This is a genomic window from Caulobacter sp. GW821-FHT12D05, from assembly GCF_058807295.1.
In genome coordinates this window covers 917,544-944,124 of sequence record NZ_JBXAQO010000002.1, presented here as the reverse complement: position 1 = coordinate 944,124, position 26,581 = coordinate 917,544, and the positions used below count along the sequence as shown (strand labels likewise).

23 protein-coding genes and 2 pseudogenes are annotated in these 26,581 nt (G+C 68.4%); 15 read left to right on the top strand and 10 right to left on the bottom strand.

Going from position 1 to position 26,581, the window contains the following annotated elements; all coding sequences use genetic code 11:
* Nucleotides 1-99: 99 nt before the first annotated feature.
* Both AC1RRR_RS11805 and AC1RRR_RS11800 read left to right on the top strand, forming a co-directional pair.
* Nucleotides 100-2,307 (top strand): putative bifunctional diguanylate cyclase/phosphodiesterase, encoded by a 2,208-nt coding sequence (locus tag AC1RRR_RS11805; RefSeq protein ID WP_492813227.1) that lies wholly within the window; start codon nt 100-102, stop codon nt 2,305-2,307.
* Between the two features lie 105 nt (nt 2,308-2,412).
* Nucleotides 2,413-2,949 carry a DUF1993 domain-containing protein gene (locus AC1RRR_RS11800; RefSeq protein WP_492813225.1) on the top strand — a complete coding sequence of 179 codons (537 nt, stop codon included), beginning with the start codon at nt 2,413-2,415 and terminating at the stop codon, nt 2,947-2,949.
* Between the two features lie 160 nt (nt 2,950-3,109).
* Here the strand turns inward: AC1RRR_RS11800 and AC1RRR_RS11795 are convergent, their stop codons facing one another.
* A complete protein-coding gene (locus tag AC1RRR_RS11795; RefSeq protein WP_492813223.1) occupies nt 3,110-3,583 on the bottom strand; it encodes a molybdopterin-dependent oxidoreductase in 474 nt (157 codons plus the stop codon).
* A gap of 50 nt (nt 3,584-3,633) precedes the next feature.
* On the bottom strand, nt 3,634-4,299 hold the full coding sequence (locus tag AC1RRR_RS11790) for a LysE family translocator (RefSeq protein WP_492813221.1): 666 nt from the start codon (nt 4,297-4,299) through the stop codon (nt 3,634-3,636).
* A 97-nt stretch (nt 4,300-4,396) separates the two neighbouring features.
* Here AC1RRR_RS11790 and AC1RRR_RS11785 point away from each other — a divergent pair, with 97 nt between their 5' ends.
* Both AC1RRR_RS11785 and AC1RRR_RS11780 read left to right on the top strand, forming a co-directional pair.
* Nucleotides 4,397-5,779 carry an aminotransferase-like domain-containing protein gene (locus tag AC1RRR_RS11785; RefSeq protein WP_492813220.1) on the top strand — a complete coding sequence of 461 codons (1,383 nt, stop codon included), beginning with the start codon at nt 4,397-4,399 and terminating at the stop codon, nt 5,777-5,779.
* Nucleotides 5,780-5,829: 50 nt separating this feature from the next.
* Nucleotides 5,830-6,297 (top strand): hypothetical protein, encoded by a 468-nt coding sequence (locus tag AC1RRR_RS11780; RefSeq protein ID WP_492813218.1) that lies wholly within the window; start codon nt 5,830-5,832, stop codon nt 6,295-6,297.
* A gap of 3 nt (nt 6,298-6,300) precedes the next feature.
* On the opposite strand, the gene AC1RRR_RS11775 is transcribed toward AC1RRR_RS11780, so the two are convergent.
* On the bottom strand, nt 6,301-7,065 hold the full coding sequence (locus AC1RRR_RS11775; protein ID WP_492813216.1) for a DUF3108 domain-containing protein: 765 nt from the start codon (nt 7,063-7,065) through the stop codon (nt 6,301-6,303).
* A gap of 70 nt (nt 7,066-7,135) precedes the next feature.
* On the opposite strand from AC1RRR_RS11775, the gene AC1RRR_RS11770 reads away from it, so the two are divergent.
* Entirely contained in the window at nt 7,136-7,261 is a 126-nt protein-coding gene (locus tag AC1RRR_RS11770) for a hypothetical protein (protein ID WP_492813214.1), read from the top strand.
* 24 nt (nt 7,262-7,285) lie between these two features.
* Here AC1RRR_RS11770 and AC1RRR_RS11765 read toward each other — a convergent pair whose 3' ends face one another.
* From AC1RRR_RS11765 to AC1RRR_RS11755, 3 genes are all read right to left on the bottom strand, one after another.
* On the bottom strand, nt 7,286-7,804 hold the full coding sequence (locus tag AC1RRR_RS11765; RefSeq protein WP_492813213.1) for an AAA family ATPase: 519 nt from the start codon (nt 7,802-7,804) through the stop codon (nt 7,286-7,288).
* A 37-nt stretch (nt 7,805-7,841) separates the two neighbouring features.
* Nucleotides 7,842-8,369: a GNAT family N-acetyltransferase gene (locus AC1RRR_RS11760; protein ID WP_492813211.1), complete on the bottom strand. Its 528-nt coding sequence runs from the start codon at nt 8,367-8,369 to the stop codon at nt 7,842-7,844.
* A gap of 83 nt (nt 8,370-8,452) precedes the next feature.
* The gene (locus tag AC1RRR_RS11755) at nt 8,453-9,664 is read right to left on the bottom strand and encodes a YihY/virulence factor BrkB family protein (protein WP_492813210.1); all 1,212 of its coding nucleotides are present in this window, start codon (nt 9,662-9,664) and stop codon (nt 8,453-8,455) included.
* Between the two features lie 92 nt (nt 9,665-9,756).
* Here AC1RRR_RS11755 and AC1RRR_RS11750 point away from each other — a divergent pair, with 92 nt between their 5' ends.
* Complete coding sequence (locus AC1RRR_RS11750) at nt 9,757-10,518, top strand: MOSC domain-containing protein (RefSeq protein WP_492813208.1); 762 nt, start codon at nt 9,757-9,759, stop codon at nt 10,516-10,518.
* Between the two features lie 143 nt (nt 10,519-10,661).
* Here the strand turns inward: AC1RRR_RS11750 and AC1RRR_RS11745 are convergent.
* A pseudogene (locus AC1RRR_RS11745) lies at nt 10,662-10,802 on the bottom strand (type II toxin-antitoxin system ParD family antitoxin); the annotation flags it as partial.
* A 109-nt stretch (nt 10,803-10,911) separates the two neighbouring features.
* Here AC1RRR_RS11745 and prmC point away from each other — a divergent pair.
* The 3 genes and pseudogenes from prmC (at nt 10,912) to AC1RRR_RS11730 (ending at nt 13,222) form a co-directional block, all read left to right on the top strand.
* Nucleotides 10,912-11,781 (top strand): peptide chain release factor N(5)-glutamine methyltransferase, encoded by an 870-nt coding sequence (prmC, locus tag AC1RRR_RS11740; protein ID WP_492813206.1) that lies wholly within the window; start codon nt 10,912-10,914, stop codon nt 11,779-11,781.
* Nucleotides 11,782-11,818: 37 nt separating this feature from the next.
* A pseudogene (locus tag AC1RRR_RS11735) lies at nt 11,819-12,018 on the top strand (hypothetical protein); the annotation flags it as partial.
* A gap of 4 nt (nt 12,019-12,022) precedes the next feature.
* Nucleotides 12,023-13,222 (top strand): DUF4167 domain-containing protein, encoded by a 1,200-nt coding sequence (locus AC1RRR_RS11730; RefSeq protein WP_492813204.1) that lies wholly within the window; start codon nt 12,023-12,025, stop codon nt 13,220-13,222.
* A 63-nt stretch (nt 13,223-13,285) separates the two neighbouring features.
* Here AC1RRR_RS11730 and AC1RRR_RS11725 read toward each other — a convergent pair whose 3' ends face one another.
* Together AC1RRR_RS11725 and AC1RRR_RS11720 are read right to left on the bottom strand one after the other, a co-directional pair.
* Nucleotides 13,286-16,144, bottom strand: coding sequence for a TonB-dependent receptor domain-containing protein (locus AC1RRR_RS11725; protein ID WP_492813202.1), 2,859 nt, complete (start codon nt 16,142-16,144; stop codon nt 13,286-13,288).
* 361 nt (nt 16,145-16,505) lie between these two features.
* On the bottom strand, nt 16,506-18,686 hold the full coding sequence (locus AC1RRR_RS11720; RefSeq protein ID WP_492813200.1) for a hypothetical protein: 2,181 nt from the start codon (nt 18,684-18,686) through the stop codon (nt 16,506-16,508).
* Nucleotides 18,687-18,920: 234 nt separating this feature from the next.
* Here AC1RRR_RS11720 and AC1RRR_RS11715 point away from each other — a divergent pair, with 234 nt between their 5' ends.
* Genes AC1RRR_RS11715 through AC1RRR_RS11705 form a run of 3 tightly spaced genes read left to right on the top strand, consistent with a single transcriptional unit; the run spans nt 18,921 to nt 21,563 of the window.
* Nucleotides 18,921-20,144 (top strand): SGNH/GDSL hydrolase family protein, encoded by a 1,224-nt coding sequence (locus tag AC1RRR_RS11715; RefSeq protein ID WP_492813198.1) that lies wholly within the window; start codon nt 18,921-18,923, stop codon nt 20,142-20,144.
* Complete coding sequence (locus AC1RRR_RS11710) at nt 20,141-20,917, top strand: sialate O-acetylesterase (RefSeq protein WP_492813197.1); 777 nt, start codon at nt 20,141-20,143, stop codon at nt 20,915-20,917. Before AC1RRR_RS11715 ends, AC1RRR_RS11710 begins: the two co-directional genes overlap by 4 nt.
* 55 nt (nt 20,918-20,972) lie before the next feature.
* Nucleotides 20,973-21,563 carry a DUF4893 domain-containing protein gene (locus tag AC1RRR_RS11705; RefSeq protein WP_492813196.1) on the top strand — a complete coding sequence of 197 codons (591 nt, stop codon included), beginning with the start codon at nt 20,973-20,975 and terminating at the stop codon, nt 21,561-21,563.
* Here AC1RRR_RS11705 and AC1RRR_RS11700 read toward each other — a convergent pair.
* The gene (locus tag AC1RRR_RS11700) at nt 21,560-22,048 is read right to left on the bottom strand and encodes a hypothetical protein (protein WP_492813195.1); all 489 of its coding nucleotides are present in this window, start codon (nt 22,046-22,048) and stop codon (nt 21,560-21,562) included. The two genes, AC1RRR_RS11705 and AC1RRR_RS11700, sit on opposite strands and share 4 nt — an antisense overlap.
* 153 nt (nt 22,049-22,201) lie before the next feature.
* Here AC1RRR_RS11700 and AC1RRR_RS11695 point away from each other — a divergent pair, with 153 nt between their 5' ends.
* From AC1RRR_RS11695 to clpB, 3 genes are all read left to right on the top strand, one after another.
* Nucleotides 22,202-22,756: a TetR/AcrR family transcriptional regulator gene (locus AC1RRR_RS11695; protein ID WP_492813193.1), complete on the top strand. Its 555-nt coding sequence runs from the start codon at nt 22,202-22,204 to the stop codon at nt 22,754-22,756.
* A gap of 81 nt (nt 22,757-22,837) precedes the next feature.
* The gene (locus AC1RRR_RS11690; protein WP_492813191.1) at nt 22,838-23,605 is read left to right on the top strand and encodes a M48 family metallopeptidase; all 768 of its coding nucleotides are present in this window, start codon (nt 22,838-22,840) and stop codon (nt 23,603-23,605) included.
* A gap of 105 nt (nt 23,606-23,710) precedes the next feature.
* Nucleotides 23,711-26,290 (top strand): ATP-dependent chaperone ClpB, encoded by a 2,580-nt coding sequence (clpB, locus tag AC1RRR_RS11685; protein ID WP_492813189.1) that lies wholly within the window; start codon nt 23,711-23,713, stop codon nt 26,288-26,290.
* Nucleotides 26,291-26,581 lie beyond the last annotated feature (291 nt).

Genomic DNA, 26,581 nt, shown 5'->3' with positions numbered 1-26,581 from the left:
AAACCCGTTTCGGAGAGCAATGCTCGCGCTGTTAGCCGAGACTTAGCCATTCAGGGCGAGTGTGTCGGCTTCCCGTCGCCGGCCTGGGCCTCCCCGACTATGAAGCGTATCGAGACCCGCCTTTCGGCCCCCCTGGCGGGCATGGCCCTGCTGACGGTCGGCGTCCTGGTCGCCGTGCTGTTCATGATCGCCGCTCGCGTCGACCGCGACGCCCTGCTGCACGAACAGGCCCTGGTCGAGCGCGGCATCCAGTCCAAGATGGTCGACATCGAACGCACCATCTGGCCCGAGGTCGGCTGGGACGACGCGGTGAAGGCGCTGGACAACCAGTACGATCCCAAGTGGGCGCACGAGAATATCGGCGCCTATCTGATGACCCAGGCGGGCTTCGACTACATCTTCGTGGTCGATCCCCAGGGCCAGGCGATCTTCAACGAGCGGCTGGGCCAGCCGATCACCGACGCCTGGTACGAGCGCCATGCGCCGGGCTTCGCGCCGGTGATGGACCGCCTGCGCCAGCGCGAAGCGATGACGCCGCGCCCGACCGGACCGCGTCCCGATGGCGACATGGTCTCGCAGCCGGTGCAGGTCAGCGCCATCGAACGCATCGACGGCGAGGCCTACCTCGTCACCGCCAGCCTGGTGCAGCCCGACTTCGGCAAGGCCCTGATCCAGCACGAGCGTGCGCCGGTGGTGCTGACGGCGCTGAAGCTGGACGCGGCCTTCCTGGAGGGCTTCGCCAACCGGTTCCTGCTGGCCGGCATCCACCTGCATCCGGGCGACTCCACCGCCGACAGGGACGACGCCCATGTGCCCCTGAAGAACCTGAGCGGCCAGGTCGTCGCCACCCTGGACTGGGAGCCGCCGCATCCGGGCCAGCGCCTGCTGCGCAAGGCGGTGCTGCCGATCCTGTTGGTGGTGGGCGGCCTGGCCGTGGCCGTGCTGGTCTTCGCCCGCCGCAGCCGCAAGATCGCCGAGGGCCTGGTCGCCAGCGAGGCGCGGGCCAAACACATGGCCCTGCACGACGCGCTCACCGGCCTGCCCAACCGTGTTCTGTTCGAAGAGCGCCTGCGCCAGGCGATCGACGGCCTGTCGCGGCGTCGCGGGGCCGCCGCCGTGCTGGCCATCGACCTGGACCGCTTCAAGGCGGTCAACGACACCCACGGCCACGCGGCCGGTGACGAGTTGATCCAGGCCATGGCCAAGCGGCTGTCGACCCTGTGCCGGGTCGGCGAGACCGTGGCCCGCCTGGGCGGCGACGAGTTCGGCGTGGTGGCGATCGACCTGGAGCCCAAGGGCGCCGCCGCCCTGGCCGAGCGCCTGGTGGCCGCCCTGGCCGCGCCGGTCGAGCTGTCGTGCGGCACGGTCTTCGTCGGCGGCTCTATCGGGGTCGCCATGATCGACCAGGCCGAAGCCCATGCCGGCGCCGTCGAGGCCGCCCGCCGCGCCGACGTCGCCATGTACCGCGCCAAGGAAGAGGGCCGCGGCCGTTACTGCTTCTTCGAGGCCGAGATGGACGCGGCGCTGAAGGCCCGGCGCGGGCTGGAGGCGGATCTGCGCCAGGCCATGGACGACGGCGGCGTGTGGTTGGCCTACCAGCCGCAGGTCGATGCGGTCGGCCAGGTGGTCGGGGTCGAGGCCCTGGCCCGCTGGACCCATCCGACCAAGGGCGCCATTTCGCCCGCCGCCTTCGTGCCCCTGGCCGAGGACTGCGGCCTGATCGACGCCCTGGGACATCTGGTCATGCGCCGCGCCTTCACCGACAGCCGCCGCTGGAAGGACCTGAAGGTCGCCGTCAACGTCTCGGCCCTGCAGATGAAGCAGGCCGACTTCCCCGACCAGGTCGCCCTGCTGCTGCACGAGACCGGCGCGGTGGCCGACAAGATCGAGCTGGAGATCACCGAGGGCGCGCTACTGGGCGACGACGAGACCACTCACCGGGCCATCGAGCGCCTGCGCGAGATGGGCTTCTCGCTGGCCCTGGACGACTTCGGCACCGGCTACAGCTCGCTCAGCTACCTGCGGCGCTATCCGATCGACAAGATCAAGATCGACCGCAGCTTCATCACCCCGCTGGGCGAGGACAAGGAGGCCGGCGCGGTGGTCCACGCCATCGTCCGCCTGGCCAAGGCCCTGCGCCTGTCGGTGATCGCCGAGGGCGTCGAGACCGACGCCCAGCGCCAGCAGCTGAAGGAGATCGGCTGCGCCCAGGCGCAAGGCTTCCTGTTCAGCGCCGCGGTGCCGGCCGACCAGATCGACGCCCTGGTCGAGGGCGGCGGGCGGGTGCGGCTCACCGCCGATGCGTAACTGCTGACAGGAATTGTCATCAGTCTTTATTGAAAACGCTCATAAGCGTGTCTAACTCGCTAGGCAGCTCGGGCCGGAGGGGTCCGGGCTCAGCGAGGATCTCCCATGTCCGTTTCCATCCAGCACGTCGCCGTGACCGTCAACGCGCGCGGCCTCAAGACGCTGTCGGCCCTGCTCGACAAGGCCAAGGCCCATGCCGAGGCGACCGGCGCGAACCCGGACGACTACGTCACCGCCCGCCTGTTCGAGGACATGCTGCCGCTGAGCGGCCAGATCCAGCGCGCCTCCGACACCGCCAAGGGCACGATCGCCCGCCTGACCGGCGTCGACGCGCCGGCCATGGCCGATGACGAGACCACCTTCGCCCAGCTGCAGGACCGCGTCGCCAAGACCCTGGCCTTCGTCGAAAGCGTCCCGGCCTCGGCCTTCGAGGGCGCGGCCGAGCGTGAGGTCACGGTGCCGGCCGGTCCGTCGATCACGTTGGGCTTCACGGGCCTGGACTATCTGCTGGAGTTCGCGATCCCGAACTTCAATTTCCACGTGGTGACGGCCTACGACATCCTGCGCCACAACGGCGTGCCGCTGGGCAAGCGGGATTTCCTGGGGATCGGGCCGGAACGGGTGAAGGCGGTGGCTGCGTAGGCAGCCGGCGCTGGCCCCTCCACCGGCGTTCCGCCGGTCCCCCTCCCCCAGCAGGGGGAGGAGAGGGGAAGCCCGATGCGGGCGGTGAGGTTTCCTCTCCGCCCCGCTTGGGGGCGGACAGACCTGCGTCAGCAGGTCAGGTGGGGGCCAGTGCTGAGTCTCAGAACGCCGCCTTGACCTCGATCGACACCACCTGCCGCGGCGCCCGCGAAGGCCTCAGATCCCCGTCCACCACCAGCCGATACGGCCCTTCGCGCTCATCCAGCTTCTTGCCGTTCACCGTATCCGCCAGCACCACCGGATTGGCCCGATAGACCGGATCCGTTTCGGCCAGCGACAGCACGCTGAAGAAGCCGTCCGCCGCGCGGGCGATGACCACCTGGTTCAGATACCGCCCCATCAGTCGCTCGCCGTGCACCACGCCGGCCTGGGCCAGCACGGCGTCCAGCCGCACGCCTTCATAGGTGACGTCCGCGCCCTTGACCTTGATCGTCGCCTTGGCGCGGGGCAGGGCGGCGAGGTCTTTCGGCGTCAGGGTGACGGTGTCGCGGCCGGCGACGGTGACCTTCAGGTCCTGGGCCGCGACGCTGGTGGCCAGCAGGGCGGTGAAGGCGAGGGCGAGCAGCAGGCGCATGGGGGTCTCCTTGCGGCCGATCTGGCCTGTGGAAACCCCGCGACGCAAGCCTACCCCCGCGACTGCATCGCCGGCGGGGCCGGCACGCTCGCCAGCGCCTCCAGGCTGAGGTTCGGCGTCTTGTGCTCGAACACCAGCGGATACAGCGACACCACCAGCAGCACGGCCATCGTCACATTGAACGTCCGCAGCACCGCCGGCCGGTCCAGGAACGGCCGCAGGCCTTGGCCGAACCCCGCCCAGGCCGCGCTGCACGGCGCGCCGACCAGCATGAAGGTCCCGGCCAGCAGCGGCACGATCGTCCAGCCGCTCCCTTCGGGCGCGTAGGTGGTGACGGCGCCCAGCGCCATGGCCCAGGCCTTGGGATTGACCCATTGGAACGCCGCCGCCTGCAGGAATGTCATGGGCTTGGCCAGCGACTTGTCACTGACGGTGCTGGAGGTCCCGATCTTCCAGGCCAGCCACAGCATGTAGGCCGCCCCGACCCAGCGCAGGATCTCGTGCAGCACCGGATAGGTCCGGAACACGCCGCCCAGGCCCAGCCCCATGCACAGCACCATGAAGCCCAGCCCGCAGCTGATCCCCAGGATGTGCAGTACGGTCCGCCGGAGCCCGAAATTTGCCCCCGATGCCAGCAGCATCATGTTGTTCGGCCCCGGCGTACCGGCGGTGGCGAAGCAAAAGAGAACGTAGGCGAGCAGCAGTTCCGGAGTCATCACGACCTCCATTGGTCAGGAGTGTCATGGTGATGATTTCCATTGTATCGTGAGTCAAATTGCATATTGTCATCGTGACAATAAAGGAGCGCTTGCCGTGGCCGCCATCTGGACGCCCGTCATCCCCGACGGAGACGCCCCGCTCTACGAGCGGCTGGTGGCGGTGCTGCGCGCCGACATCGCCTCGGGCGCCTTGGCCGCCGGCGTGCGCCTGCCGCCGCAGCGCGACTTGGCCTACCGCCTGGGCGTGGGCCTGGGCACCGTCACCCGGGCCTATGTCGAGGCCGAGAAGGCGGGCCTGGTCAGCGCCCATGTCGGCCGGGGCAGCTTCGTCAACGCGCCCGCCGAGCACCGTCCCTACGAACGGGCCGGTCCGATCAACCTGGCCCAGAACATCGCCCCCCAGGCCCCGGCCGGCGCCCGCCTGCCCGAGGCCTTGGCGCGCCTGCGCAAGCGGGCCGACCTGCTGGAGCACCTGGCCTACGCCCCGCCCACCGGCCACGACGCCCAGCGGCGCGCGGGCGCGGCCTGGCTGGCGCGGACCAGCAGCTATGAGAGCGTCGACTGGCGGCGGCTGATCTGCTGCGCCGGGGCCCAGCAGGGCCTGTCCCTGGCCCTGGGCGCGGTGATGCGGCCGGGCGAGACGCTGCTGACCGAGTGCCTGGCCTATCACGGCCTCAAGACCCTGGGCCTGCACAGCGGCTGGCGCGTGCGCGGCCTGGCCATGGATCACGAGGGCCTGCGCCCCGACGCCCTGGAGGCGGCGATCGTCGAGACCGGCGCCAAGGTGCTGGCCGTGCTGCCGACCTTGCAGAACCCCACCGGCCGGATCATGAGCCGCGCCCGCCGCGACGACATCGTCCGTATCGCCCGCAAGTACGACCTGACCATCGTCGAGGACGACATCTACGGCGCCTATGCCGAGGGCTCGCCGCCGCCGTTCGCCATGCTGGCTCCGGAGCGGACCTTCCACGTCTCGGGCGTCTCCAAGACCCTGGCGCCGGGCCTGCGGGCCGGCTTCCTGGTCGCGCCCGCCAGCGAGATGTTCGAGCGGGTGCTGGACGCGGTGCGGGTGGCCACCTACGCCCCGCCGGCCTTCGGCGGCCTGATCGCCACCCAGTGGATCGAGGACGGCAGCGCCGACGCCATCTTGGCCGAGACCCGCGACGAGGCCCGCATCCGCATGAGCCTGGTCCGCGACCTGCTGGGCCCGGCGATCGAGGCCCCGCAGTCCGAGACCGCCCCCCACGTCTGGCTGCCGATGAACGAGCTGGACGCCGAACGCCTGGCCGGCCGCGCCCTGCGCGGCGGCGCCGAGGTCACCCCGCCAAGCGCGCCGGTGGTCGAGGTCGGCTTCGAAAGCGGCGTCCGCGTTTGCCTGGGCGCGGTGCCCGACCGCGAGACCCTGCGGCGGGGGCTGGAGATCGTCGCCAGCGCGCTGTTCAGCGAAGTGGCCGAGCGCTCACGGGCGGTGATCTAGGCGGGCGACGTCAAGCTTTGCTATGAGGCGAGGGTTCGAGGGGAACCGTCATGCTCAAGTCCGTCCTGGCCGCCGTATGCGGCGCGCTCTTCGCCACGTCCGCCATAGCCCAGGCCGCCGCGCCGACCGCGCCGCGCGTGACGGTCACGGCCGTGCAGGTGAACAGCCCGCCCGACTCCACCGACGAATTCCAGACGGTCTTCACCCGCGAGGTGTCGGCCAAGCTGGCGCGCTGCGTGAAGGGGACCTATCCGGTGACCCTGCAGGTCGACATCACCAAGTATCACCGCTCCAACCCCAGCCTGCGCGACAACATGGGGCCGGGCAGCAATCTGCAGGGCGAGGTCCGCCTCTACGACCCGGCCACGCGTTCGGTGCTGGCCACGCATTCGGTGCGCACCAGCGGCGCCGGCTGGACGAACATGAAGTACCAGTTCGAGACCCTGGCCGACGTCGAAGCCCAGATGTCCCGCGACTTCGCCGACCAGCTATGCCGCAAGGTCTTCACCAGCAAATAGCGCCTACCAGATCAGCGTCTTGACCCACACCGCTCCGTCCGGCGCGGTGGCGACGTTCTTGATCACGACCTGGCTGTCCTTGGCGATCCAGAAGGTCGTGGGCTTCATCTCCGGGCGGTTGTAGTCGGTGGTCACCACCCAGCAGTCGACCTTGCCGCCGGCCGAGCTGGTCAGGACCGCGCTGCCCGTCACCTTGAACACGTACGGCGCGGGCGCGCCGCCGCCCGGATGGTGGAAGACGATCTGCGCCTCGTAGCCGGCCGCCAGCGGCAGGGCCTGGAGGAACTCCATGTCGGTCTCGAAATTGAAGGTCGGCTGCGGCGAGGCCACGTCATAGGCGGCCTGGGCGTTGTCCGGCAGGTCCTTCAGGCCGACGATCCGGTCGGGCTTGAAGTCGAAGCCCTCGACCTTGGTTTGGCCGTCCTTGGTGGTGCGGCGCTCGTGGGTGAACGGGCGGAAGGTGTTCAGCTCGAACCAGCTGTCCAGCGTCTTCACCGTCCCCGGCGTCGCGCCATCCCAGTGCTGGACGATGTGCAGGCGTTTGACGCCGGCCTTGTCGGGCTCGATGCGGATCTCGCGGGTCCAGACGTCCAGCGGCTGGATCGTGTCGCCGACCTGCTTGTAGCGCAGATAGCGGTGGGTGGCGGGTTTGAGCTTGTCGAACCGGGCGAGAGGCTGGCCGACGGGGACCGGGGTGACGGCGGCCTGGGCCGAGGCCGCGACGGACAGGGCGAGCACGGCGATGGCCGCGCGGAGGGTGAGCGACATGGAGAGCCCCTGAGTTTGGATCGGGGCATGTGAGGGGAGGTGGGGGCGGTCGGCTACTTAAGCTTCGGTAATGCGGCTGGAGCGCCCCCTCCGTCTCGATGCGTATCCGCATCGATCCACCTCCCCCGTTTCACGAGGGAGGAGGCAGCTTCACCCTCCTGCCCCGCTTGCGGGGGAGGTGGCGCGGCGCCGATAGGCGACGTGACGGAGGGGGCGCTGCTCAGAGGCGCGTCAACACTGCCGCCACCCGTTCCGCCACCGACCCCGGCTCGACCGAAACTAACTCGTACCCCAGCTCCGCATAAGCCGCCTCATGCACCCGCTCGAACGCCAGCGCGTCCTCCAGGCTGATCCGCCGCGCGGCCGTCGGCGTGACGAAGCCCAGCCCCCGCATCAGGAACACCCGCCGCTGGTACACACCCGCGATCCGGTCCAACTCCTCCCGCAGCAACGGCGAAATCGGGTGGCCGAGAAACCGCGCCAGAGCAAGGGCGCAGACTGGCGAGCGGTCGAAGAACACGACGTCGCCGACCGCCCGCGCTTCCCGCTGCCTTTGCAGCACGACGATCGCGTCGATGAAGGCTGGGGCGGTCCACGGCTCGGCGCCGCCCTCGGCCTGGGCCAGGGCGATGACGTCCGTCGCGGCCTCTTCGACCACGCCATGCCCCGCGCGCTCGAGGGCGCGCAACAGCACGGTTTTGCCAGCGCCCGGGGCGCCGGTCAGGATGTAGCGATGCATGGGAGTTCCTCTTCGAGGCCCCCAAGGCTTAGCGCGTCTACAGCGCCTTGGCCATGATCACGAAGTGCAGGTCGTCGCGCTGGGGCACGCCGAAGCGTTCGTCGCCATAGGGGAAGGGTTCGGTCTCGCCGGTTAGGCGGTAGCCGCGGCGTTCGTACCAGGCGATCAGGGTGTCGCGCACCGAGATCACCGTCATGGTCATGCGCTTGGCGCCGCGTTCTTTCGCATAGCTCTCGGCGGCCTCCAGCATGGTGCGGCCGATGCCGCCGGCCTGGCGCAGGGGCGAGACGGTGACCATGCCGACGTACCAGTCGTCGTCCTCACCGGGTTGCAGCCAGACGCAGGCGTGTGGCTTGGCGCCGTCTTCGTCGCGCAGGGTGAGCAAGGTGGAGCCGGGGGTCTGCGCCAAGTCGGCCCGCAGGCTGTCCTCGTCGGTGCGCTGGCCGCCCAGCAGGTAGCTCTCGCTGGTCCAGCCCTTCTCGGCGAGTTCGCCGCGATAGGCCGAGTTCACCAGCACGGCCAGGTCGGCCAGTTCGTGATCCTGGTATGGGCGAAGCAGCGACATGGAAGGCTCCCCGACGGTCAAGGTCGGAAGCTAGGAACGCCGCTCGGTCGCAACAAGCCGATTCCCGGGGTCAAGCCGAACAATCAGCGCCCGCGCACCTTGTTCCAGGCCCCGCCAGTCACGCGGCGGACCATGCCCGCCTCGCGCTTGATCATCTCCCAGGGATGGAAGGCCAGCCCCACCGTGTCGGCCATGGCCGCGCCGCGCGCGCCCATCGGGCGTTCGGGGCCGGTGGTGCTGTCGACGGCGGTCTGGTGCTCGATCTCGGCGTTCAGCTCGGCCCCGACCAGGATGGCCATGATCGAGAACCACACCCAGACCATGAAGGCGATCACCGCGCCCAGCGTGCCGTAGGTGGCGTCGTAGTGGGCGATGTTGGCCAGGTAGAACGAAAATCCCAGCGAGCCGAACAGCCAGCCTGCCGAGGCCGCCGCCGCCCCGATCCACACCCAGCGCCAGCGGGCCTGGGCCCGGCTGGGCGCGAAACGATACAGCACGGCGAAGGCGAAGGCCGTCATGCCCAGCACCAGCAGCCAGCGGATCGGTGCGATGATCTCGTCCAACGCCGAGAGGCGCGCGGCCTTCAGGAACAGCGGCGTCGCGATCAGCACGCTCGAGGCGACCGCCGCGTACAGCAGGGCGCAGAAGGTGAAGAGGTAACTCAGCAGGGTGCGCGGCACGAGGTGGCGCTTCTCGTCCTCGTCATAGGCGATGTTCAGCCCGTCGAAGAGCGCGCGCATGCTGGCGTTGGCGCTCCAGATCGACAGCAGCAGGGAGAAGCCGAAGGCCACGCCCAGCTTGGCTTGGCCCTGGCTGGCCAGCCGCAGCATCTGCTCGCCCACGATCTGGACCACGCTGGGCGGGAAGACGCCGCGCATCTCGCGCAGCTGCTCCTCGACAGTGCGCACGTCGGCGAACAGGCCGTACAGCGACACGAAGGCGCCGATGGCCGGGAACAGGGCCAGCAGGGTGTAGAAGGTCACACCCCCGGCCACGGCCGGCAGGCGGTCGACGGTGATCTCGCGCCAGGTGCGCCACAGGATGTCGCGCCAGCCCAAGAGCGGGATGTGGCCGGGATGACGGGCGGCGCGGCCGCGCTTGGGCTCGGCCTGGTCGAAGTCGGCCGGCGGCATGGCGCGGTCTTCCGACAGGCCGGGCGGCGCCTCGATATGCTCTTCGACAGGCTTCTTGGGAAAGGCGAACGGCGCGACGGCCAGCAGCACGATCCAGGGCGCCAGGTGGTACGGACGCGACTTCAGGTACTTTAGGATCGGACGCTTTGCTGCGTCGGCCATGAAACGCCCTCCAGGCCTGCAAAACCCGGACGGCGGCGCTCTGTTCCGCGCAAGCCTTGCCAGGACCTGAGTCGTCCACAATCTTCCGCGCCATGGACGCCCGCATCGCCTCGATCTACCGCCACCCGGTCAAGGGCTTCACGCCCGAGCGCCTGACCGCCGCGACGCTGGAGGCCGGGGCCTGCTTTCCGTGTGACCGGCTGTACGCGGTTGAGGACGGGCCCAGTGGTTTTGATCCGCAGGCGCCCGGCCACATCTCGAAGATGAAGTTCACGGTGCTGGCCAAGATCCCCGCCGTCGCCAAGGCCCGCACGGCCTATGACGAGGCCAGCGGCGTCTTCACCGCCCGCGCGGAAGGCCGCCCCGACTTCGCCGGCGACCTGCGCAGCGACGCGGGCCGGGCGGGGCTGGAGGGCTGGCTGGCCGACCTGCTGGACGGCGAGATCACCGGGCCGCTCAAGGTGATCGAAGGCCCGGGCGCGCACCGGTTCATGGACAGCAAGTCCGGCTACGTCTCGATCGTCAACCTGGCCAGCGTGCGCGATCTTGGGCAGCGCCTGGGCATGGACCTCGATCCCCTGCGCTTCCGCGCCAACCTCTATGTCGAAGGCTGGCCAGCCTGGGTCGAGAACGACTGGACCGGCAAGACCCTGACCGTCGGCGGCGCGACCGCAACGGTCCTCAAACCCATCGTCCGATGCGCGGCGACTCACGTGGATCCCACGACGGCGGAGCGGGATGTCGAGCTGGTGAAGGCCCTGTTCGACAACTACGAGCACATGTTCTGTGGGATCTATGTGAACGTGACGGCGGGCGGTGCGGTGGCGGAGGGGGACGCTCTCTCCCTGGCTTAGACCTCGCCCTACCTGCCTTCCTAGGCCTTGTGCCTAGGACCCATGGTTCGGCTGGGTTCAAAGTGTGAGGAAGCTCCCCGCCGGCTTAGGAGCGCACCATGGATCTTCAATGCGCACTTAACGCTGGGTCCTAGGCACGAGGCCTAGGAAGGCAGATTTTGATTGGCGTCGTATTCTTCATTCAGTTCGACGAGAAAGGCTTCAACATCGAAGGTTTCCGCAGGGCCGCTTTCTATGCCCGCTCGAACCGCCGCCCTTAACGCAGCCAGTTTCGCCTCGTATTCGGCATCCTTCGGTCGCTGGTCCATCAGCTGTCCTCCGCGTCCCCAGGATACCCTTTCTCTCTGCCTTTCCTATCTCGCCTCCGCCAATCCAACACGCTAAACCCCGCCCATGACCCTGACCCTCGTCAAAGCCTGGACCGCCGCCAAGGATCGTCTGAAGGACGCCGGCATCGATCAGCCGTCGATCGACGCGCGCCTGATGCTGGAGGTGGCCGCCAATGTCAGCCGCACCGAAATCGTCACCGATCCTTATCGCGAGCTGACGGCCGAGCAGGAGGCGACCCTCGAGGACTATCTGAGCCGCCGCGCGCGTCGCGAGCCGGTCAGCCACATCATCGGCCGCAAGGGGTTCTGGAAGATCCTGCTGCAGGTGAACAAGAACGTCCTGACGCCCCGTCCCGAGACCGAGGTCATCGTCGACGAGGTGCTGAAGGCCTTCCCCGAGCAGATGGGGTTCTCGATGCTGGACCTGGGCGTCGGCTCGGGTACGATCCTGCTGGCGGTGCTGGCCGAGCGTCCGGCCGCCAAGGGCCTGGGTATCGACGCCTCGGCCGAGGCGCTGGCCGTGGCCCGCGACAACGCCGCCAGCCTGGACCTGAACACCCGCGCGGCCTTCATGCACGGCGACTGGACGGCGGGCCTGGGCGACGCCAGCTTCGACCTGGTGGTCTCCAACCCGCCCTACATCCCGACGGCCGTCATCGACACGCTGGAGCCCGAGGTTCGCGACCACGAGCCGCGCCTGGCCCTGGACGGCGGGGCCGACGGCCTGGACGCCTATCGTCTGCTGGCGCCGGAGATCCTGCGGGTGCTGAAACCGGCCGGGATGTTCGCCGTCGAGATCGGCTTCGACCAGTCCGAAGCCGTCGAAGCGCTGTTCCGCGAGGCGGGCGCGCAACAGGTCCAGACGATCAAAGACCTGTCGACGCACGACCGTGTTGTCACGGGGGTGAAAAACCCCTTGGAAACCGGGGCGTGAACCGTTAGACGAGTCATGTCCCCTTCCAGATCGCCAGGTGACGGGAAAAGCAGACGTCTACAACGTCTGTGAGGCTCCCCTGGCAGGCGCGCCCGGTTCGCCGGTCGCCGCGCCCAAAGACAGGGCGGGGGCTCTACGGAAACCAGTGTCTCTGAAACTCAACAGGGTTCGACCCGCTCAGAGACCAGCAAGGCCGGACGCGCCAGCGCAAGACTGACCTCCGGACAGGTTCAGAGAGACCATGAGAGATTTCAAAGGCATGAAGCGCCAGCGCGGCCGCAACAATCGCGGTGGCAGCGGCGGCAAGCCTCAACAGCACAACGCCAACCGCGCTTTCGACTCGAACGGGCCCGAAGGGGTCAAGGTTCGCGGCGCGGCCCAGAGCGTCTATGAAAAGTACCAGCAGCTGGCCCGCGACGCGACGTCGTCCGGTGACCGGGTTCTGGCCGAGAACTATCTGCAGCACGCCGAACACTATTTCCGCGTCCTGCGCGCCATCCAGCCGAATCGTCCCGTGTCCGACATCGTCGGCAAGGACGTCTACGCGGCCTACGAAATCGACTTCGAAGCCGAGCCGCCGGAAGAGCCGGAAGTCGCCGAAGCCCCCGCCCAGCCGGAAGGCCAGGGCGAAGGCGGCGAGAACGGTGAAGGCGGCGAGCAGCGCCGCGACCGCTTCGAAAACCGTGACCGCGATCGCAACCGCGACCGTGACCGCAACTTCGACAACAACCGCGAAGGCCGCGATCGCGACCGGAACCGCGACGATCGTCCCCGCGACAACCAGGGCCAAGGCGAAGGCCGCCGCGACCGCTGGCGTGACCGCGACGACCGCGACCGCAACCGCGATGACCGCCCTCGTGACGACCGGCCGCGCGATGATCGTCCCCGTGACGACCGCCCGCGTGATGACCGCCCCAGGGACGACCGTCCCCGTGACGATCGCCCGCGCGACGACCGGCCTCGCGAAGACCGCTTCCGTGACCGCGACGACCGCCCCCGGGATGATCGTCCCCGTGAAGACCGTCCGGCCGCCGCCGAGGGTGAACAGCCGCAGGGCGGTGAGGGCGAGGGCCGTGAAGGCCGTCGTCGGGGCCGTGACCGCGATCGCAACCGCGACCGTGACTGGCAGCCGCGCGGCGAGCGTGACCCGCTGGCCGTGATCGAGCCGGAAGCCTCGCCGCTGCCGACCTCGAACGCCTCGACCAGCGAAAGCTCGCCCGTGCTGCGCGGCCAGGACGGCGCCATCAGCGAGGCTCCGGCCTTCCTGGGCCGCAAGTCGACCCGCGCGCCGAAGGCTGAAGCTCCGGCCGCTGAAGCCCCTGCGGAGGCTCCCGCCGCCGACGGTGGTGAAGAGGTGAAGAAGCCCCGTCGTCGCCGCGCGCCGCGCAGCTTCGAAGCGGGCGAGGGCGCTCCGGCCGGTTCGGAATCCGAAGACGCCTGATCCGCTCAAGAGCGGTGACAAGATCAAGGGAGCCGCGAAAGCGGCTCCCTTTTTCTTTGCCCTTTAGAACCGCGCGCGAACGCCCACGGTGTAGTAGCGGCCCATGATGTCCTGGCCCGGAGGGACCGGGAAGGTCAGGCCGATCGAGCCGGCCAGCGGCACGATCTCGGGCTTGGCGTTGCCCACGTTCTGCACCGTGACATAGGCGGTGGTATTGCCGCCGAACTTGTACTCGACATTGACGTCGGCGCTGTTGAAGGCGCGCACGTCCGGATCGACCCAGTACTGCTTCTCGGCCGGCGTGCGCGGGATGTTGGTGATCTTGCTGAAGCCGCTCAGCCAGCGGTCCTGCAGGCCGATCGCCAGGTCGCCCCGCTCGTAGCGCAGGAAGGTGGTCACCCGGGTCTTGGGCGCCGAGACCTTGCTGAACTGGGCGTTGGGGAAGGCTTGCGAGATGTTGGTCGGCTGGTGGTTTGCGAACACACGCGCCGACCACGACCCGCCCAGGGCCTCGAACCGATAGTTGGCCTCGAAGTCGAAGCCCTTGATCTCGGTATAAGCGGTGTTGAGGCTCTGGTTATAGACCTTGGTCGGGAAGTTGGCCGGGGTCGTGTTGCTGAACGGCAGCGGACGCTCGAACAGCGCGCAGTAGGGCGAGCTGCCGCCGGAGGCCTCGCACAGCTGCTGGATGCTGGTGTTGCTGGCCGCGATCGAGCCGATCGCGTTGTCCATGCTGATCTTGTACCAGTCCACCGAGGCGTTGAAGCCGGGCAGGAAGCTGGGCGTGAACACCGCGCCGACCGTGTAGGTGCGGGCCACTTCCGGCACCAGGTTGGCGTTGCCCTGGGTCGAGATGAACACCGTGCTGCTGGTCGAGGTATGCAGGTCGACGAAGCCGCTGACCGAGGCCTGGATCGGCTGGAACAGGTCGTTCAGCGTCGGCGCGCGGATGTCGCGCGACGTGGTCGCCCGGAACCGCAGGCTGTTGTTGACGCGATAGTCCAGGCCGACCTTCCAGGTCTGGACGCTGCCCGAGGTGCTGTAGTCGGTGTAGCGACCGGCCAGGTTCGCATCCAGGCTGCTGACGAACGGCAGGTCCTTCAAGAGCGGAATGGCCAGCTCGCCAGCGACTTCCCAGACGTTGTTCTTGGCCGTGACATTGGCCGAGACCGGCTGGGCCCACAGGGGCAGGGCGGCGTTACAGATGCGCAGGCCGGTGCAGTCGACCGTGGCGGTCGGGCTGGCGTCGCTCCACACCGTGTACTTGTTCCAGCGCGCTTCGGCCGAGACGGCGAAGTTGATCGGGCCGGCCCAGTTGTCGAAGGCGGTGCCGGTGAAGCTGCCGCCCACATTGTCCATCGTGTTGATGACGTTCTGGTGGGTGTTGTCGGTGAACCAGTCGAAGGCGTCCTGGGTGATCGCCGTCGGGCCGAAGGCGTTCAGCGGCACGCAGCCCTTGTAGGCGGCGGCCGTGGCGGCCTGGGTGGCGGCGTAGCACTGCACCGTCCCGCCGACGGTCACCGCGTCCAGGGCGGCGAACTGCTTCTGGTAGTTGGAGTTGTTGCGGCTCTCGACCATCAGGTCGTTGCGACCGTGGGTGAAGAACAGGTCCCAGCGGTACTGGCCCAGCGTGCCCGACAGGCCGGTGTTGAAGTTCGTATATTCGTTGACGTTGCGCGTGCCGGTCAGGCCCTTGGGGCCCGTGCTGATGATGTAGGTCCCCATCTGGAAGGTGTTGGTCGCGTCCGAGGCGCCATTGTCGCCCAGGGCCGCGCGCGTGGCCGCGTTCAGGAAGGGGTTGTTCTTGTAGAAGGTGCTGGCCTGGCCGTTGCCGGGGGTCAGCTTGACCGGGAAGTGCCAGCCGCCGCTATAGGCGTTGGCATACGAGGCCTGGGCGTAGAACTGGACGTTGTCGGTCAGGTCGAAGTCGAACCGGCCGAACAGCTCGTCCTGGCGCATGGCCACCAGGGCGGTGGTGTAGCGGGCATAGGCCCCGTCGCCGCCGACGTTCTGGTTGCCGGTGCCGGTGGTCTGGCCGGGCAGGAACGGACCCAGCACCCCGTTGCTGATGAACTGCTGGTTCAGGGCCGAGCACGAATTGGTGCAGGCGGTGATCTTGCCGCCGAACGCGCTGTCGCCCCGGCGGACATTGGCCGAGGTGGTGAAGGGCGCCGCCGCCGTGCCGCTGCCGGTCAGGGTGTAGACGCCCCGGCCGTAGGCGCGGTCGAAGTTGTCGACGTCGTCGGTCTCGCGACGCTGGTACGAGCCGATCACGTGGCCGCGACCGCCCAGCACCTTGGCCCCGCCGGCGATGCCGAACTTGTAGCTCTGGCCGTCTCCGTACGTGGAGATCCCGGCGTTGGCCTCGATCTTCAGGCCGGTGAACTTCTTGTCGAGGATGAAGTTGACCACCCCCGTCACGGCGTCCGAGCCATAGACGGCCGAGGCGCCGCCGGTGACGACGTCGACGCGGCTGATCAGCATCTGCGGCACCGAGTCGACGTCGACCGTGCCGTTGGCGTTGGACGGCGTCTGGCGGTGGCCGTCGATCAGCACAAGCGTGCGCTGGGCGCCGAAGCCGCGCAGGGCCAGTACGTTCTGGGCCTGGTTGCCCGCGCCGTCGCCCGAGCGGGTCGGGATCGACGAGCCCTGGAACACCGGCAGCTTGTTCAGACCGTCCGGCAGGGCGCTGGGCGTGGTCTGGGTCAGCTGTTCGGTCGAGACGGCCGTCACCGGCGTCGGCGCATTGGTGGCGATCGCGGTGATCCGCGAGCCGGTCACGGTGACGGCTTCGACGACCTGAGACTCGTCAGCCGCCGTCTTGTCTTGGGCCATGGCGTAGCCGCCGCTCAACAGCACGGCTGTCGAGACGCTGACCAGCAGACCCGCGCGACGCACGAGCCCGTTGTTATATCGAGACATTGGTATTCCACCCCTTTTTGCATGAGCAAGTTTTCCCCTCCTGCTCATCGAGGTGACCGGTTACCCGGCATTACGCTTTGTTATTTTTGATGTTTTTGAGAGCGTCGAACGGACCTGCGCTGTCCGAGAAAAGACCTTTCGTTTCCCCAGAGCGCGCCGCCGTTACGGTCGCCTCCTGCCGCGACGTACACGAATGACTGTCGCGCGATTGGCATGACCATGTTTTTTGGCTTTGTCAAACTGGCCTGACCAAAAATGTCAGATTGGACTGACGATTTGGGTCGTTCGCTCGGCCCCACGAATACCCGCAGGGCGACCTTGAGGGTCGCCCTGTCTCAGGTGCCCAGTGACGACGGCTGGCTTAGAACGCCGTGCCCAGATGGGTCGCGCCGAAGAGGCCGTAATCTGTCTGCGACATGTTGACGACCCCGATGACGGCGACGCCGGCGTCATCGGTCAAATCTTGCCCACTAAAGGAATTGAAGCCGCCGCGGCTGATGTTCACGACGCCGATAATCATCTGACTGTGGGTCGTGTCATAGACCGAGATCAGATAGTTGGCGTCGCTCGCCAATAGGTTGAGCACTGACCCGCCGAGCGCGGCGCTGAACGTGCCCTTCACGTCCGTGGTGAACGCAACGGCTTCCGTCAGCTTGAAGAAGGTGACGCCGGAGATTCGATCCCTGGGCGGGCCATTCTGCTCGATCTCCTGGACCACCATCGGATCGTTGGGATCGAGGCCACCGGCGCTATTCATCTTGGACAGACCGGTCACGGTGAAAGGCCCGCCGTTATCGGCCGTCAGGCTGAAGTCGGCGTCGTTGGCGCTGAAGGCCAGCTTGTCGTTGGCGAGTGAGAAGTCGGTGATGGTGGCGAAAGCGGTCAGGTCGGTCGCACCGCCCGTGCCCGCCGGGTTGTTGCCGACGAAGCGGATAATGTCGTTGCCGGCTCCCGTCGCGATCGCGTCGGCGCCCGACACGGCGTTGACGCCCTGAGCGCCCAGCTGGATCACGTCATTGCTCGAGCCGCCGGTGATGGTGTTGGCCACCACGCCGGTGATGATGTCCAGGGCGCCGGTCAGGTTGTGGGCGTTGATGGTCGTCGCATATTGCGCGGTGTGGTCGCCGCCGCCGGCGGCGAACCGCAGGGTCAGGCCGGCCGCGCCGCGGATGTTGATCGTCGACAGGCTGGTCTGGTCGGCGTCGGTGGCCAGGGTGATCGCGTTGGTCCCGGACCCGTTCGAGACGATATTCAGCGTCTCGAACTCGTTGGGGCGAGAGATGTCGGCGGTAATGGTGACACCGGCGGCCGAGGTCACGTCCTCCAGCTTCAGAGTGATCGCGTCGGCATTGCCGCCCAGCCCCGTGTTCGGCGTGACGAAGGTGGTGTCGGAGGTGGTGTTGTTGATCGACAGCGTGCTGGTCGGCGCGGCGTTGTCGAAGGTCAGGGCCTGGGTGGAGCCGTTGTTGTTGACCTCGGTGAAGGCGATCCCGCCCACGTCGATGTTCAGGGCCTGGGTCTGGGCCTTGATGCGCAGGACTTCGATACTGGTGATCTTGCTGGGGTCCAGCGCGAACGACGCCGCGTCGCTGGTCAGCAGCAGCGTGTCCGTGCCGCCGGCCCCGTTCAGCACGTCGGTGGCGTTCAGCGTCGCGCCGGCGCCGATCTGGCCGGTGAAGGTGTCGGCCAGATCGGCGCCGGTGAAGATGTCGCGGCCTGTGGTCAGGGCGAAGGCGTGGCTGACGGATTGCTCGGGCGGGGTGACGACTGGTGGTGGGAAGTTGAAGCCCGGCGACACCGCCTGGCCGCTCCCGCCGGTCAGGTTGGCTGGGCTAGCATAGGTCCGCGTGATGTCGGTGTTGTAGACGGCCGTGCCGGTGGCCACCGCGACCATGAAGTTGTTGGCGGCCGAGGCGTAGAGGCCGACGTCGGCCTTGATCGCTTCGCCCAGCAGATAGCCGGCGGTCGCGGCCTTCAGGGCGATGTCGATTTGAGCGGCCGTCATGCCGGAATTGATCATGCCGGCGCCGGTCGCCGTGGCCAGCAGGGCGTCCTTGCGAGAGATGATGTCGGCGATGGCCTGGGCGGGATTGATGCCCGCCGCCGCCGCATAGTTGGACCCGATGATCGTCTGGTAGATCGAGGCCACATAGTCGGCGAAGCTCAGCGCGCCGTACTTGTTGGCGAAGACGCTGGCGCCTTCGCCTCCCATGCCGAGGTTGGCGGCGAAGTTGATGTAACGGTTCTCGAGGCTGAACTTGCGATAGTACTCGTCGTTCAGGTCGTTCGTGTTGCTCGACGAATTGACCAGGAAGTCGAGGCCAGCCGCCGTCGGGCTCTTGCCCGTGAAGAACTGGTAGCTGAGCACGGCCAGGGCCGTGGTGCTGTCGGCGCTGTTGACGATGTAGCTCATCGCCGCCGCGTCGGTGGGCCGCTGCTCGGACAGCTGCACGAAATACTGAAGCCGGGCCTGGGTCGCGGCGTCCGGCGCTTTCCCGTCGTGAACGGCCGTGTACGCTTTGATCAGCTGATCCAGAGTCATCTTGGTTCCCCCCACGGAAATCTGCGCACCGGCGCGCACGCACTCGCCTATTACTGAATCCCACTAGCGTTACAATCATTCGCGACCGCCGCGGTTGTGCAAGTTCGAATTTCGTTAGGAAAGTTGCGAATGGGGCCGGGACTTGCCGCCGCCGACTCCTGACATCCATATCGTGGAGCGATTGCCCCATTTGTGGGACTCGCTAAGGTCCCCGCCAATGATCGGGGAGACGGCATGAAGCGTACGATGCTGGTGCTGGCGGGCGCCTTGCTGCTGGCGACCAGTGGCCACGCGGCGGAACGGCTTTCGCCCTGGGTCAGCGCCTGGTCGACCGGGCTGGTGTCGTCCGAGACCGAGAAACCGCCGACCTGGCCGGAAGGGCCGTTCGTGGTCCGGGAGGTGGTGCGCCTGACCGCCGGCGGGCCGCGCGTGCGCCTGCGGCTCTCCAACGCTTTCGGGACCGCGCCGCTGCGCATCGACGCCGCGCATGTGGCGCTGTCCTCCGCGCCGGCCAGCGCCGCCATCGTCGCGGGGAGCGACCGCAAGGTGACCTTCGACGGCCGCGAGGCGGTGGTCATTCCGGCCGGCGCGGTGTGGCTGTCCGATCCCGTGGCCCTGCCGGTGAAGGCGCTGGACCGCCTGGCCGTCAGCCTTGCTATGCCGGCCGCGCCGAGCGTGGCGACCCAGCACCGCTCGGGCCGCACCACGACCTATCTGGCCACAGGCGCGACGCCGGACGCCGCCGACCTGCCGGGCGCGATCACCAACCTGCAATGGCTGCAGCTGGCCGGGGTCGAGGTCGACAACGCCAAGGTCTTTGCGGTGGCGACCTTCGGCGACTCCATCACCGACGGCAGCGGCGCGGGCGTGAACCGCTACGAGCGCTGGCCCGACGTGCTGGCCGAGCGGCTGCAGGCCGACCCCAGGACCCGGAACCTGGCGGTGATCAATGCCGGCATCGGCGCCAACCGCCTGCTCAAGGACGGGACCAGCGTCAGCGGCCTGGCGCGGCTGGATCGCGACGTGTTCAGCCATCCGGGCGTGAAGACCCTGATCGTGCTGATCGGCGTCAACGACATCGGCATGCTGTCGCGCGAAGGCCCGGTGACGCCGGAAGGTCGCCAGGCAGTGGTCGAGGGGCTGAAGGCCGGCTATCGCCAACTGATCGACCGCGCCCACGGCCAGGGGATCCGCGTCGTCGGCGCGACCATCCTGCCGTTCGGCGGGACCAAGACCTACCGCTCCGACGCGGACGCCGACGCCGACCGCCAGGCGGTGAACCAGTGGATCCGCGCGTCGGGCGCCTTCGACGCCGTGGTCGACCTGGACGCCGTCACCCGCGACCCGGCTCATCCCGAACGGCTTAAGGCCGAGTACGACAGCGGCGACCTGCTGCATCCCTCGCCGGCCGGCTATCGCGCCATGGCGGCCGCCATCCCGCTGGCGGTGCTGAAATGAGCGGCCTGCTGCTGGCCCTGGCGCTGATGGCGCAAAAGCCCGACGTCTATCTGCTGACGGGGCAGTCCAACATGTCGGGCCGGGGGCTGGTCGAGGAGCTGACGGCGGCCGAGCGCCTCGCCGATCCGGCCATCACGCTCTACGGCAACGAGGAGACGATCCGGCCCGCCGTCGAGCCGCTGGACACCGCCATCGGCCAGGTCGACGCCATCTCGACCGACACGATCGCCGCCGTCGGGCCGGGCCTGTTCTTTGCTCGGACCCTGCACGGCCTTAACGGTCGGCCGATCCTGCTGGTCCCTTGCGCCAAGGGTGGCTCGTCCATGGCGCAGTGGACGCCGGGGGAGGGGCGGGACACGCTCTACGGCTCGTGCCTGGCCCGCGCCAAGGCCGTTGGCAAGGTGCGGGGGATCCTCTGGTACCAGGGTGAAACCGACGCCGCCCGCTCGGACTCCGCCGCCGGCTGGCGCGAGAGCTTCGAGGTCCTGGTCGCCCGGTTCCGCGCGGACCTGGGGTCCAAGCACCTGCCGCTGGTCTTGGTCCAACTGGCCGACCCGCCGTCGCCGGAGGTTTCCGCGCCCAAAACCTATCCGTCGTGGTCGGCGATCCAGGCGGTCCAGGCGGGACCGATGCCGCTCTGCGTGGCCATGGTCCCGGCCGGCGGCCTGCCGCTGAAGGCCGACACCTTGCACCTGACCACGGCGGGGCAGCGGGTGCTGGGCGGCAAGCTGGCGGCGGCGATGGACGGATTGCTGAAGCAGGGGTGTCGTTAGCCGAACTCCCGCCGCACCCCCGCGTTACCCCTGACTGCAAAGCTCAGGAGCCGCCATGCGTTTGCCCGCCGTCTTCGCCCTGTCCCTCCTCGCCGCCGGCTCGGCTCACGCCGCCTCCGGCGACTGGCGCGCCGACGCCAAGGGATCGGATGTCCGCCGGCTGGAGCAGTTGGACGAGGCCTGGGACGCAGCGCTGTCGCAGGCCCGCGCTGACGGCCACGGGCGCGAACTGCGAGCCCTGGGCGCGCTGGTCGACCCCCGCGTCTCCATGGCCCGCCCGCAGCCGACGCCGGGCGCCTACCGCTGCCGCACCATCAAGCTGGGCTCGCCGAGCAGCGGGCCGTCCTATGTGGCCTATGGCTGGTTCCGCTGCCGGGTCGCGCTGACGCCGGGCGGCGATCTGATCCTGGAGAAGACCACCGGCAGCCAACGCCAGGCCGGGAACCTCTATCCCGAGACCAACAAGCGCCTGGTGTTCCTGGGCGCGGTGGCGTGGGGCACGGGGGAGGGCCGCGCCCGCTATGGCCGCGATCCCGAGCGCGACCAGGTCGGCGTCTTCGAGCGCATCGGCGCGGGCCAGTATCGCCTGGCCCTGCCGTGGCCCAAGCAGGAGTCGAAGCTGGATCTCCTCGAGCTGCGCCGCTAGGCCGGCATGGCCTGGCCGGCCGCCACGGCGTCGCGGATGGCGCGCCAGGTGGCGAAGCTCATGCAGGCCAGGTATTCGCCCTGCATCTCGGGGGTGAGGATCTCCATCATCTGGCGGCCCTCGATCCAGACCTCGACCACGCCGAACATGCCGCCGCGCTTGCGGTATTTGGCCGGCCAGCCTTCGCGGGCGCAGATCGCCATGACCGCGTCCAGGTCCAGCGCCGTGGCGATCGCGCCATGGCTGGCGGAGTAGACGACCTGGCCGGTGGCCTCGCCATAGGCGTCCGCGTCGCCGTCGGCTTCGCGCAGCACGACATCGGCCGGATAGACCTCCAGCGCCGTGCCGCGATCATCGCCGGCCACGGCGATCCAGCCGTTGTCGGACACCGGCGGGAACGGAAACGCCTCGCCGCCCCACAGTTCGGCGAAGACCTCGGCCACGTGTTGCGGATCCCGCGCCGCGATCGACATGTGAAATAGCATCGTTATCCCCTTCGTTGAGGTAGCGCTGAATGCTATGTGGCACAAAAAGTGTCAATCAGAATTTGACACAAAATGTGCCGCGCTCTAAATCCATCCGCCATGGATGGTGAGATTCCCAAAACGGCCGGCGCTCGTGAGACCCAGAAGCTGGAGATGCGCACGCGCATCGCCGACGCCCTGATCGACCTGCTGGCCGAGGGGCGGATGGACATCAATCACGACCTGATCGCCGAGCGCACGGGCGTGGCGCGGCGGACGGTCTATCGCTACTTCCCAGACCGCGAGGCGCTGATGGCGGCGGCGCATGCGCGGGTGCAGGAGCTGGCCGGGCCACGGGTCACCTATCCGTCCAGCGAGGCCGACCTGATCAACGACCTGCACGACATCTATACCGGCTTCGACAGCATCGCTCCGATCGCCACCCTGGTGCGGTCCACGCCCCAGGGCCGGGTCATGCGGCTGTCGACCAATGACGAGCGCCTGGCCCGCTACAGCGCCGCCACCGCCGATCTGGTCAAGGACTTGCCGGCGCAGGACCAGGTGCTGGCCACCGCCATGCTGCAGGTGCTGCACACCACGCCCTGGCTGGAGATGCGCGACCACTGGAACCTGACCGGCGAGCAGATGGCCAAGGCCACGGGCTGGGCCATGCGCACCCTGATCGCCGACCTGCGCGCCCGCAATGGCCGGCCGCTGGACGAGGACTAGGTCCTGGAAGCTTCGCCGGTTGCGTCCGGCAAGCCGGCCAGGGATAAGGCTTGTGTCGTGTTGGAAACACAGTCGAGCTTCATGGCAACCTTGCGCCGCCTCACCCTGCCGCTCCTGATGGCCGCCGCCTGCGCGGTGTCGGGCTGCGCCTACAATGCCGACCTCGGCCGCGACCAGCTGCTGATCGTCAATGACGACAGCCTGGTCGGCGAGGGCGAGAAGGCCTGGGCCGATACGCTGCGCACCAGCTACATCTCCAAGGAGCCGCGCAAGAACGCCCGCGTCCAGGCCGTGGGCCAGCGGGTGATCACCGCCGCGGGCCTGGGTAATCGGCCCTGGGACTACGCGGTGTTCCTGGATGAGGCCCCCAACGCCTTCGTGCTGCCCGGCGGCCATGTCGGGGTGACCGTGGGCCTGTTGGCCATCGTCGAGAACGACGACCAGCTAGCCGCCGTGATCGGCCACGAGGCCGGCCACGTCGTGGCTCGCCACGCCGCCGAGCGCGTGTCGCAGGAGCGGACCTCCAAGATCCTGCTGGGCATCGCCGGCGCGGCCGCCGGCGGCACCGATTTTGGCAAGCTGCTCAAGGACCACGGCAGCGACGCCGCCAAGTTCGGCGTGCTGCTGCCGTTCTCGCGCAAGCAGGAGCTGGAGGCCGACAAGCTGGGCGTCGACTTCATGCAGCGGGCCGGCTACCGCCCCCGCGAGGCCGTGGCGCTGTGGCGCAACATGCAGGCGCTGGACGCCAAGGCCGGCCAAGCCGGCGGCGGCGACCTGGGCTCGACCCACCCGTCCGACGCGGTGCGGATTTCCGAGCTCGAACGTTATCTGGCTAGCCGGGGCTGGTGAGCCTTGTGTGGCTAGGGAGCCACACCTAAATGCCCCATCGGGACGGGTCGTGCTCAGAAGAGGCGACCGGTCCAGATCCGCCTAGGAAGGGGACACCTTAGACCTATGAATATCGATCTCTATTCGGACCGCGCCAAGCAGGCCGTCCAGTCTGCGCAGAGCCTGGCCCTGGCCCGCGGCCACCAGCAGTTCGCGCCCGAACACATCCTCAAGGTGCTGCTCGAGGAGAAGGACGGCCTGAGCCGCGCCCTGATCCAGAGCGCCGGCGGCCGCCCCGACCAGCTGGACGGCGGCGTCGAGACCCTGCTGGCCAAGACCCCGCGCGTCGACGGCGCCGGCGGCCAGCTCTACATGAAGCCCGACACGGCCCGCGTCTTCGCCGAGGCCGAGAAGAGCGCCAAGGCGGCCGGTGACGCCTTCGTCACCACCGAGCGCCTGCTGATCGCCATCGCCAAGGAAGGCGCGGACGCGGCCAAGCTGTTCAAGGAAGCCGGCGTCAGCGCCCAGGCCCTGGAGACCGCCGCCAACGCCATTCGCAAGGGCCGCACCGCCGACAGCGCCAATGCCGAGGAAGGCTATGAGGCGCTCAAGCGCTACGCCCGCGACCTGACCGCCGCCGCCCGCGACGGCAAGCTGGACCCCGTGATCGGCCGCGACGAGGAAATCCGCCGCACCATCCAGGTCCTGTCGCGCCGCACCAAGAACAACCCCGTCCTGATCGGCGAGCCCGGCGTCGGCAAGACCGCCATCGTCGAGGGCTTGGCCCTGCGCATCATCAATGGCGACGTGCCCGAAAGCCTGAAGGACAAGAGGCTGCTGTCGCTGGACATGGGCAGCCTGATCGCCGGCGCGAAATATCGCGGCGAGTTCGAGGAGCGCCTGAAGGCCGTGCTCGCCGAGACCACGGCGGCCGAGGGCTCGATCATCCTGTTCATCGACGAGATGCACACCCTGGTCGGCGCGGGCAAGGGCGACGGGGCGATGGACGCCTCCAACCTCTTGAAGCCCGCCCTGGCGCGCGGCGAGCTGCACTGCGTCGGCGCCACCACGCTGGACGAGTACCGCAAGCACGTCGAGAAGGACGCGGCCCTGGCCCGCCGCTTCCAGCCCGTCTTCGTCGGCGAGCCCACGGTCGAGGACACCATCTCGATCCTGCGCGGCCTGAAGGAGAAGTACGAGGTCCACCACGGGGTGCGCATCTCGGACTCGGCCCTGGTCGCCGCCGCCACGCTCAGCAACCGCTACATCGCCGACCGCTTCCTGCCGGACAAGGCGATCGACCTGATGGACGAGGCCTCCAGCCGCGTGCGCATGGCGATCGACAGCAAGCCCGAGGAGCTGGACGAGATCGACCGCCGCCTGGTGCAGCTGAAGATCGAGCGCGAGGCTCTCTCCAAGGAAACCGACGCCGCCTCCAAGCACCGCCTGGAGAACCTGGAAGTCGAGGTCGACGACCTGCAGTTCCGCAGCGACGAGATGACCGCCCGCTGGAAGGCCGAAAAGGACAAGGTCGGCGGCGCGGCGCAAGCCCGTGAGGCCCTCGACCGCCTGCGCGCCGACCTCGCCAACGCCCAGCGCGCCGGCGACTTCGCGCGTGCGGGCCAGATCCAGTACGGCGAGATCCCGGCCCTGGAACGCCGCTTGGAAGAGGCCGAGGAAGGCGACACCGCCGCCCTGACGCCGGAAGTCGTCGACGCCGAGCAGATCGCCGCCGTGGTCAGCCGCTGGACCGGGGTGCCGGTCGAGAAGATGCTGGAAGGCGAGCGCGAGAAGCTGCTCAAGATGGAGGACGAACTGCGCGGTCGCGTGGTCGGCCAGGACGAGGCCCTGACCGCCGTGTCCGACGCCGTCCGCCGCGCGCGGGCCGGCCTGCACGATCCGACCAAGCCGATCGGCAGCTTCCTGTTCCTGGGCCCGACGGGCGTGGGCAAGACCGAGCTGACCAAGAGCCTGGCCGAGTTCCTATTCGCCGACGAGCACGCCATCACCCGGATGGACATGTCCGAATATATGGAAAAGCACTCGGTCAGCCGCCTGATCGGCGCGCCTCCCGGCTATGTCGGCTACGACGAAGGTGGGGCGCTGACCGAGGCCGTCCGCCGCCGTCCGTACCAGGTCGTCCTGTTCGACGAGATCGAGAAGGCCCACCCGGACGTCTTCAACGTGCTGCTGCAGGTGCTGGACGACGGTCGCCTGACCGATGGCCAGGGCCGCACGGTCGACTTCCGCAACACGCTGATCATCATGACCAGCAATCTCGGCGCCGAGTTCCTGGCCAACCAGGAAGAGGGCGAAGACGTGGACGCCGTCCGGCCGATGGTGATGAACATGGTGCGCGGCCACTTCCGCCCCGAGTTCCTCAACCGGATCGACGAGATCATCCTGTTCAAGCGCCTGTCCCGCGCGCACATGGGCGACATCGTCAAGATCCAGCTGCAACGCGTCGAGAAGCTGCTGACCGACCGCCGCATGACGCTGTCGATCGACGCCGAGGCCCTGAACTGGATCGCCGACAAGGGCTACGACCCGGTCTACGGCGCGCGCCCCCTGAAGCGCGTGATCCAGAAGGAACTGATCGACCCGATCGCCAGAAAGCTGCTGGCCGGCGAGATCGAGGACGGCGGCGTCATCGCCGTCGGGGTCGAGAACGGCGTGTTGTCGTTCGGCAAGGCGACGCTGCAGTAAGGGTAAGAACTCCCTCTCTCTTAGAGAGAGGGAGGGGCCCGCCGCGTAGCGGTGGGAGGGTGAGTGGTTACAAAGGCGGCCGGAGAAACCCGGATCTAGGCCGTCATCCCGCGCTTTATGCGCGGGACCCATTTGTCCGCCGCAAGTGGAAGTGCGGGCCTAAACTCTCACGTAGAAGCTGAACGATGGGTCCCGCGCATAAAGCGCGGGATGACGGTGGTGGGTTTGCTTGGACCGGCGAACCCACTCACCCTCCCACCGCCTGCGGCGGCGGGCCCCTCCCTCTCTCCA

Coding starts and splice junctions, on each gene's coding strand:
- AC1RRR_RS11805 (WP_492813227.1), top strand. CDS start 100: ATGAAGCGTATCGAGACCCGCCTTTCGGCCCCCCTGGCGGGCATGGCC.
- AC1RRR_RS11800 (WP_492813225.1), top strand. CDS start 2,413: ATGTCCGTTTCCATCCAGCACGTCGCCGTGACCGTCAACGCGCGCGGC.
- AC1RRR_RS11795 (WP_492813223.1), bottom strand. CDS start 3,583: ATGCGCCTGCTGCTCGCCCTCGCCTTCACCGCCCTGCTGGCCACCAGC.
- AC1RRR_RS11790 (WP_492813221.1), bottom strand. CDS start 4,299: ATGACTCCGGAACTGCTGCTCGCCTACGTTCTCTTTTGCTTCGCCACC.
- AC1RRR_RS11780 (WP_492813218.1), top strand. CDS start 5,830: ATGCTCAAGTCCGTCCTGGCCGCCGTATGCGGCGCGCTCTTCGCCACG.
- AC1RRR_RS11775 (WP_492813216.1), bottom strand. CDS start 7,065: ATGTCGCTCACCCTCCGCGCGGCCATCGCCGTGCTCGCCCTGTCCGTC.
- AC1RRR_RS11770 (WP_492813214.1), top strand. CDS start 7,136: ATGCGGCTGGAGCGCCCCCTCCGTCTCGATGCGTATCCGCATCGATCC.
- AC1RRR_RS11765 (WP_492813213.1), bottom strand. CDS start 7,804: ATGCATCGCTACATCCTGACCGGCGCCCCGGGCGCTGGCAAAACCGTG.
- AC1RRR_RS11760 (WP_492813211.1), bottom strand. CDS start 8,369: ATGTCGCTGCTTCGCCCATACCAGGATCACGAACTGGCCGACCTGGCC.
- AC1RRR_RS11755 (WP_492813210.1), bottom strand. CDS start 9,664: ATGGCCGACGCAGCAAAGCGTCCGATCCTAAAGTACCTGAAGTCGCGT.
- AC1RRR_RS11750 (WP_492813208.1), top strand. CDS start 9,757: ATGGACGCCCGCATCGCCTCGATCTACCGCCACCCGGTCAAGGGCTTC.
- prmC (WP_492813206.1), top strand. CDS start 10,912: ATGACCCTGACCCTCGTCAAAGCCTGGACCGCCGCCAAGGATCGTCTG.
- AC1RRR_RS11730 (WP_492813204.1), top strand. CDS start 12,023: ATGAGAGATTTCAAAGGCATGAAGCGCCAGCGCGGCCGCAACAATCGC.
- AC1RRR_RS11725 (WP_492813202.1), bottom strand. CDS start 16,144: ATGTCTCGATATAACAACGGGCTCGTGCGTCGCGCGGGTCTGCTGGTC.
- AC1RRR_RS11720 (WP_492813200.1), bottom strand. CDS start 18,686: ATGACTCTGGATCAGCTGATCAAAGCGTACACGGCCGTTCACGACGGG.
- AC1RRR_RS11715 (WP_492813198.1), top strand. CDS start 18,921: ATGAAGCGTACGATGCTGGTGCTGGCGGGCGCCTTGCTGCTGGCGACC.
- AC1RRR_RS11710 (WP_492813197.1), top strand. CDS start 20,141: ATGAGCGGCCTGCTGCTGGCCCTGGCGCTGATGGCGCAAAAGCCCGAC.
- AC1RRR_RS11705 (WP_492813196.1), top strand. CDS start 20,973: ATGCGTTTGCCCGCCGTCTTCGCCCTGTCCCTCCTCGCCGCCGGCTCG.
- AC1RRR_RS11700 (WP_492813195.1), bottom strand. CDS start 22,048: ATGCTATTTCACATGTCGATCGCGGCGCGGGATCCGCAACACGTGGCC.
- AC1RRR_RS11695 (WP_492813193.1), top strand. CDS start 22,202: ATGCGCACGCGCATCGCCGACGCCCTGATCGACCTGCTGGCCGAGGGG.
- AC1RRR_RS11690 (WP_492813191.1), top strand. CDS start 22,838: ATGGCAACCTTGCGCCGCCTCACCCTGCCGCTCCTGATGGCCGCCGCC.
- clpB (WP_492813189.1), top strand. CDS start 23,711: ATGAATATCGATCTCTATTCGGACCGCGCCAAGCAGGCCGTCCAGTCT.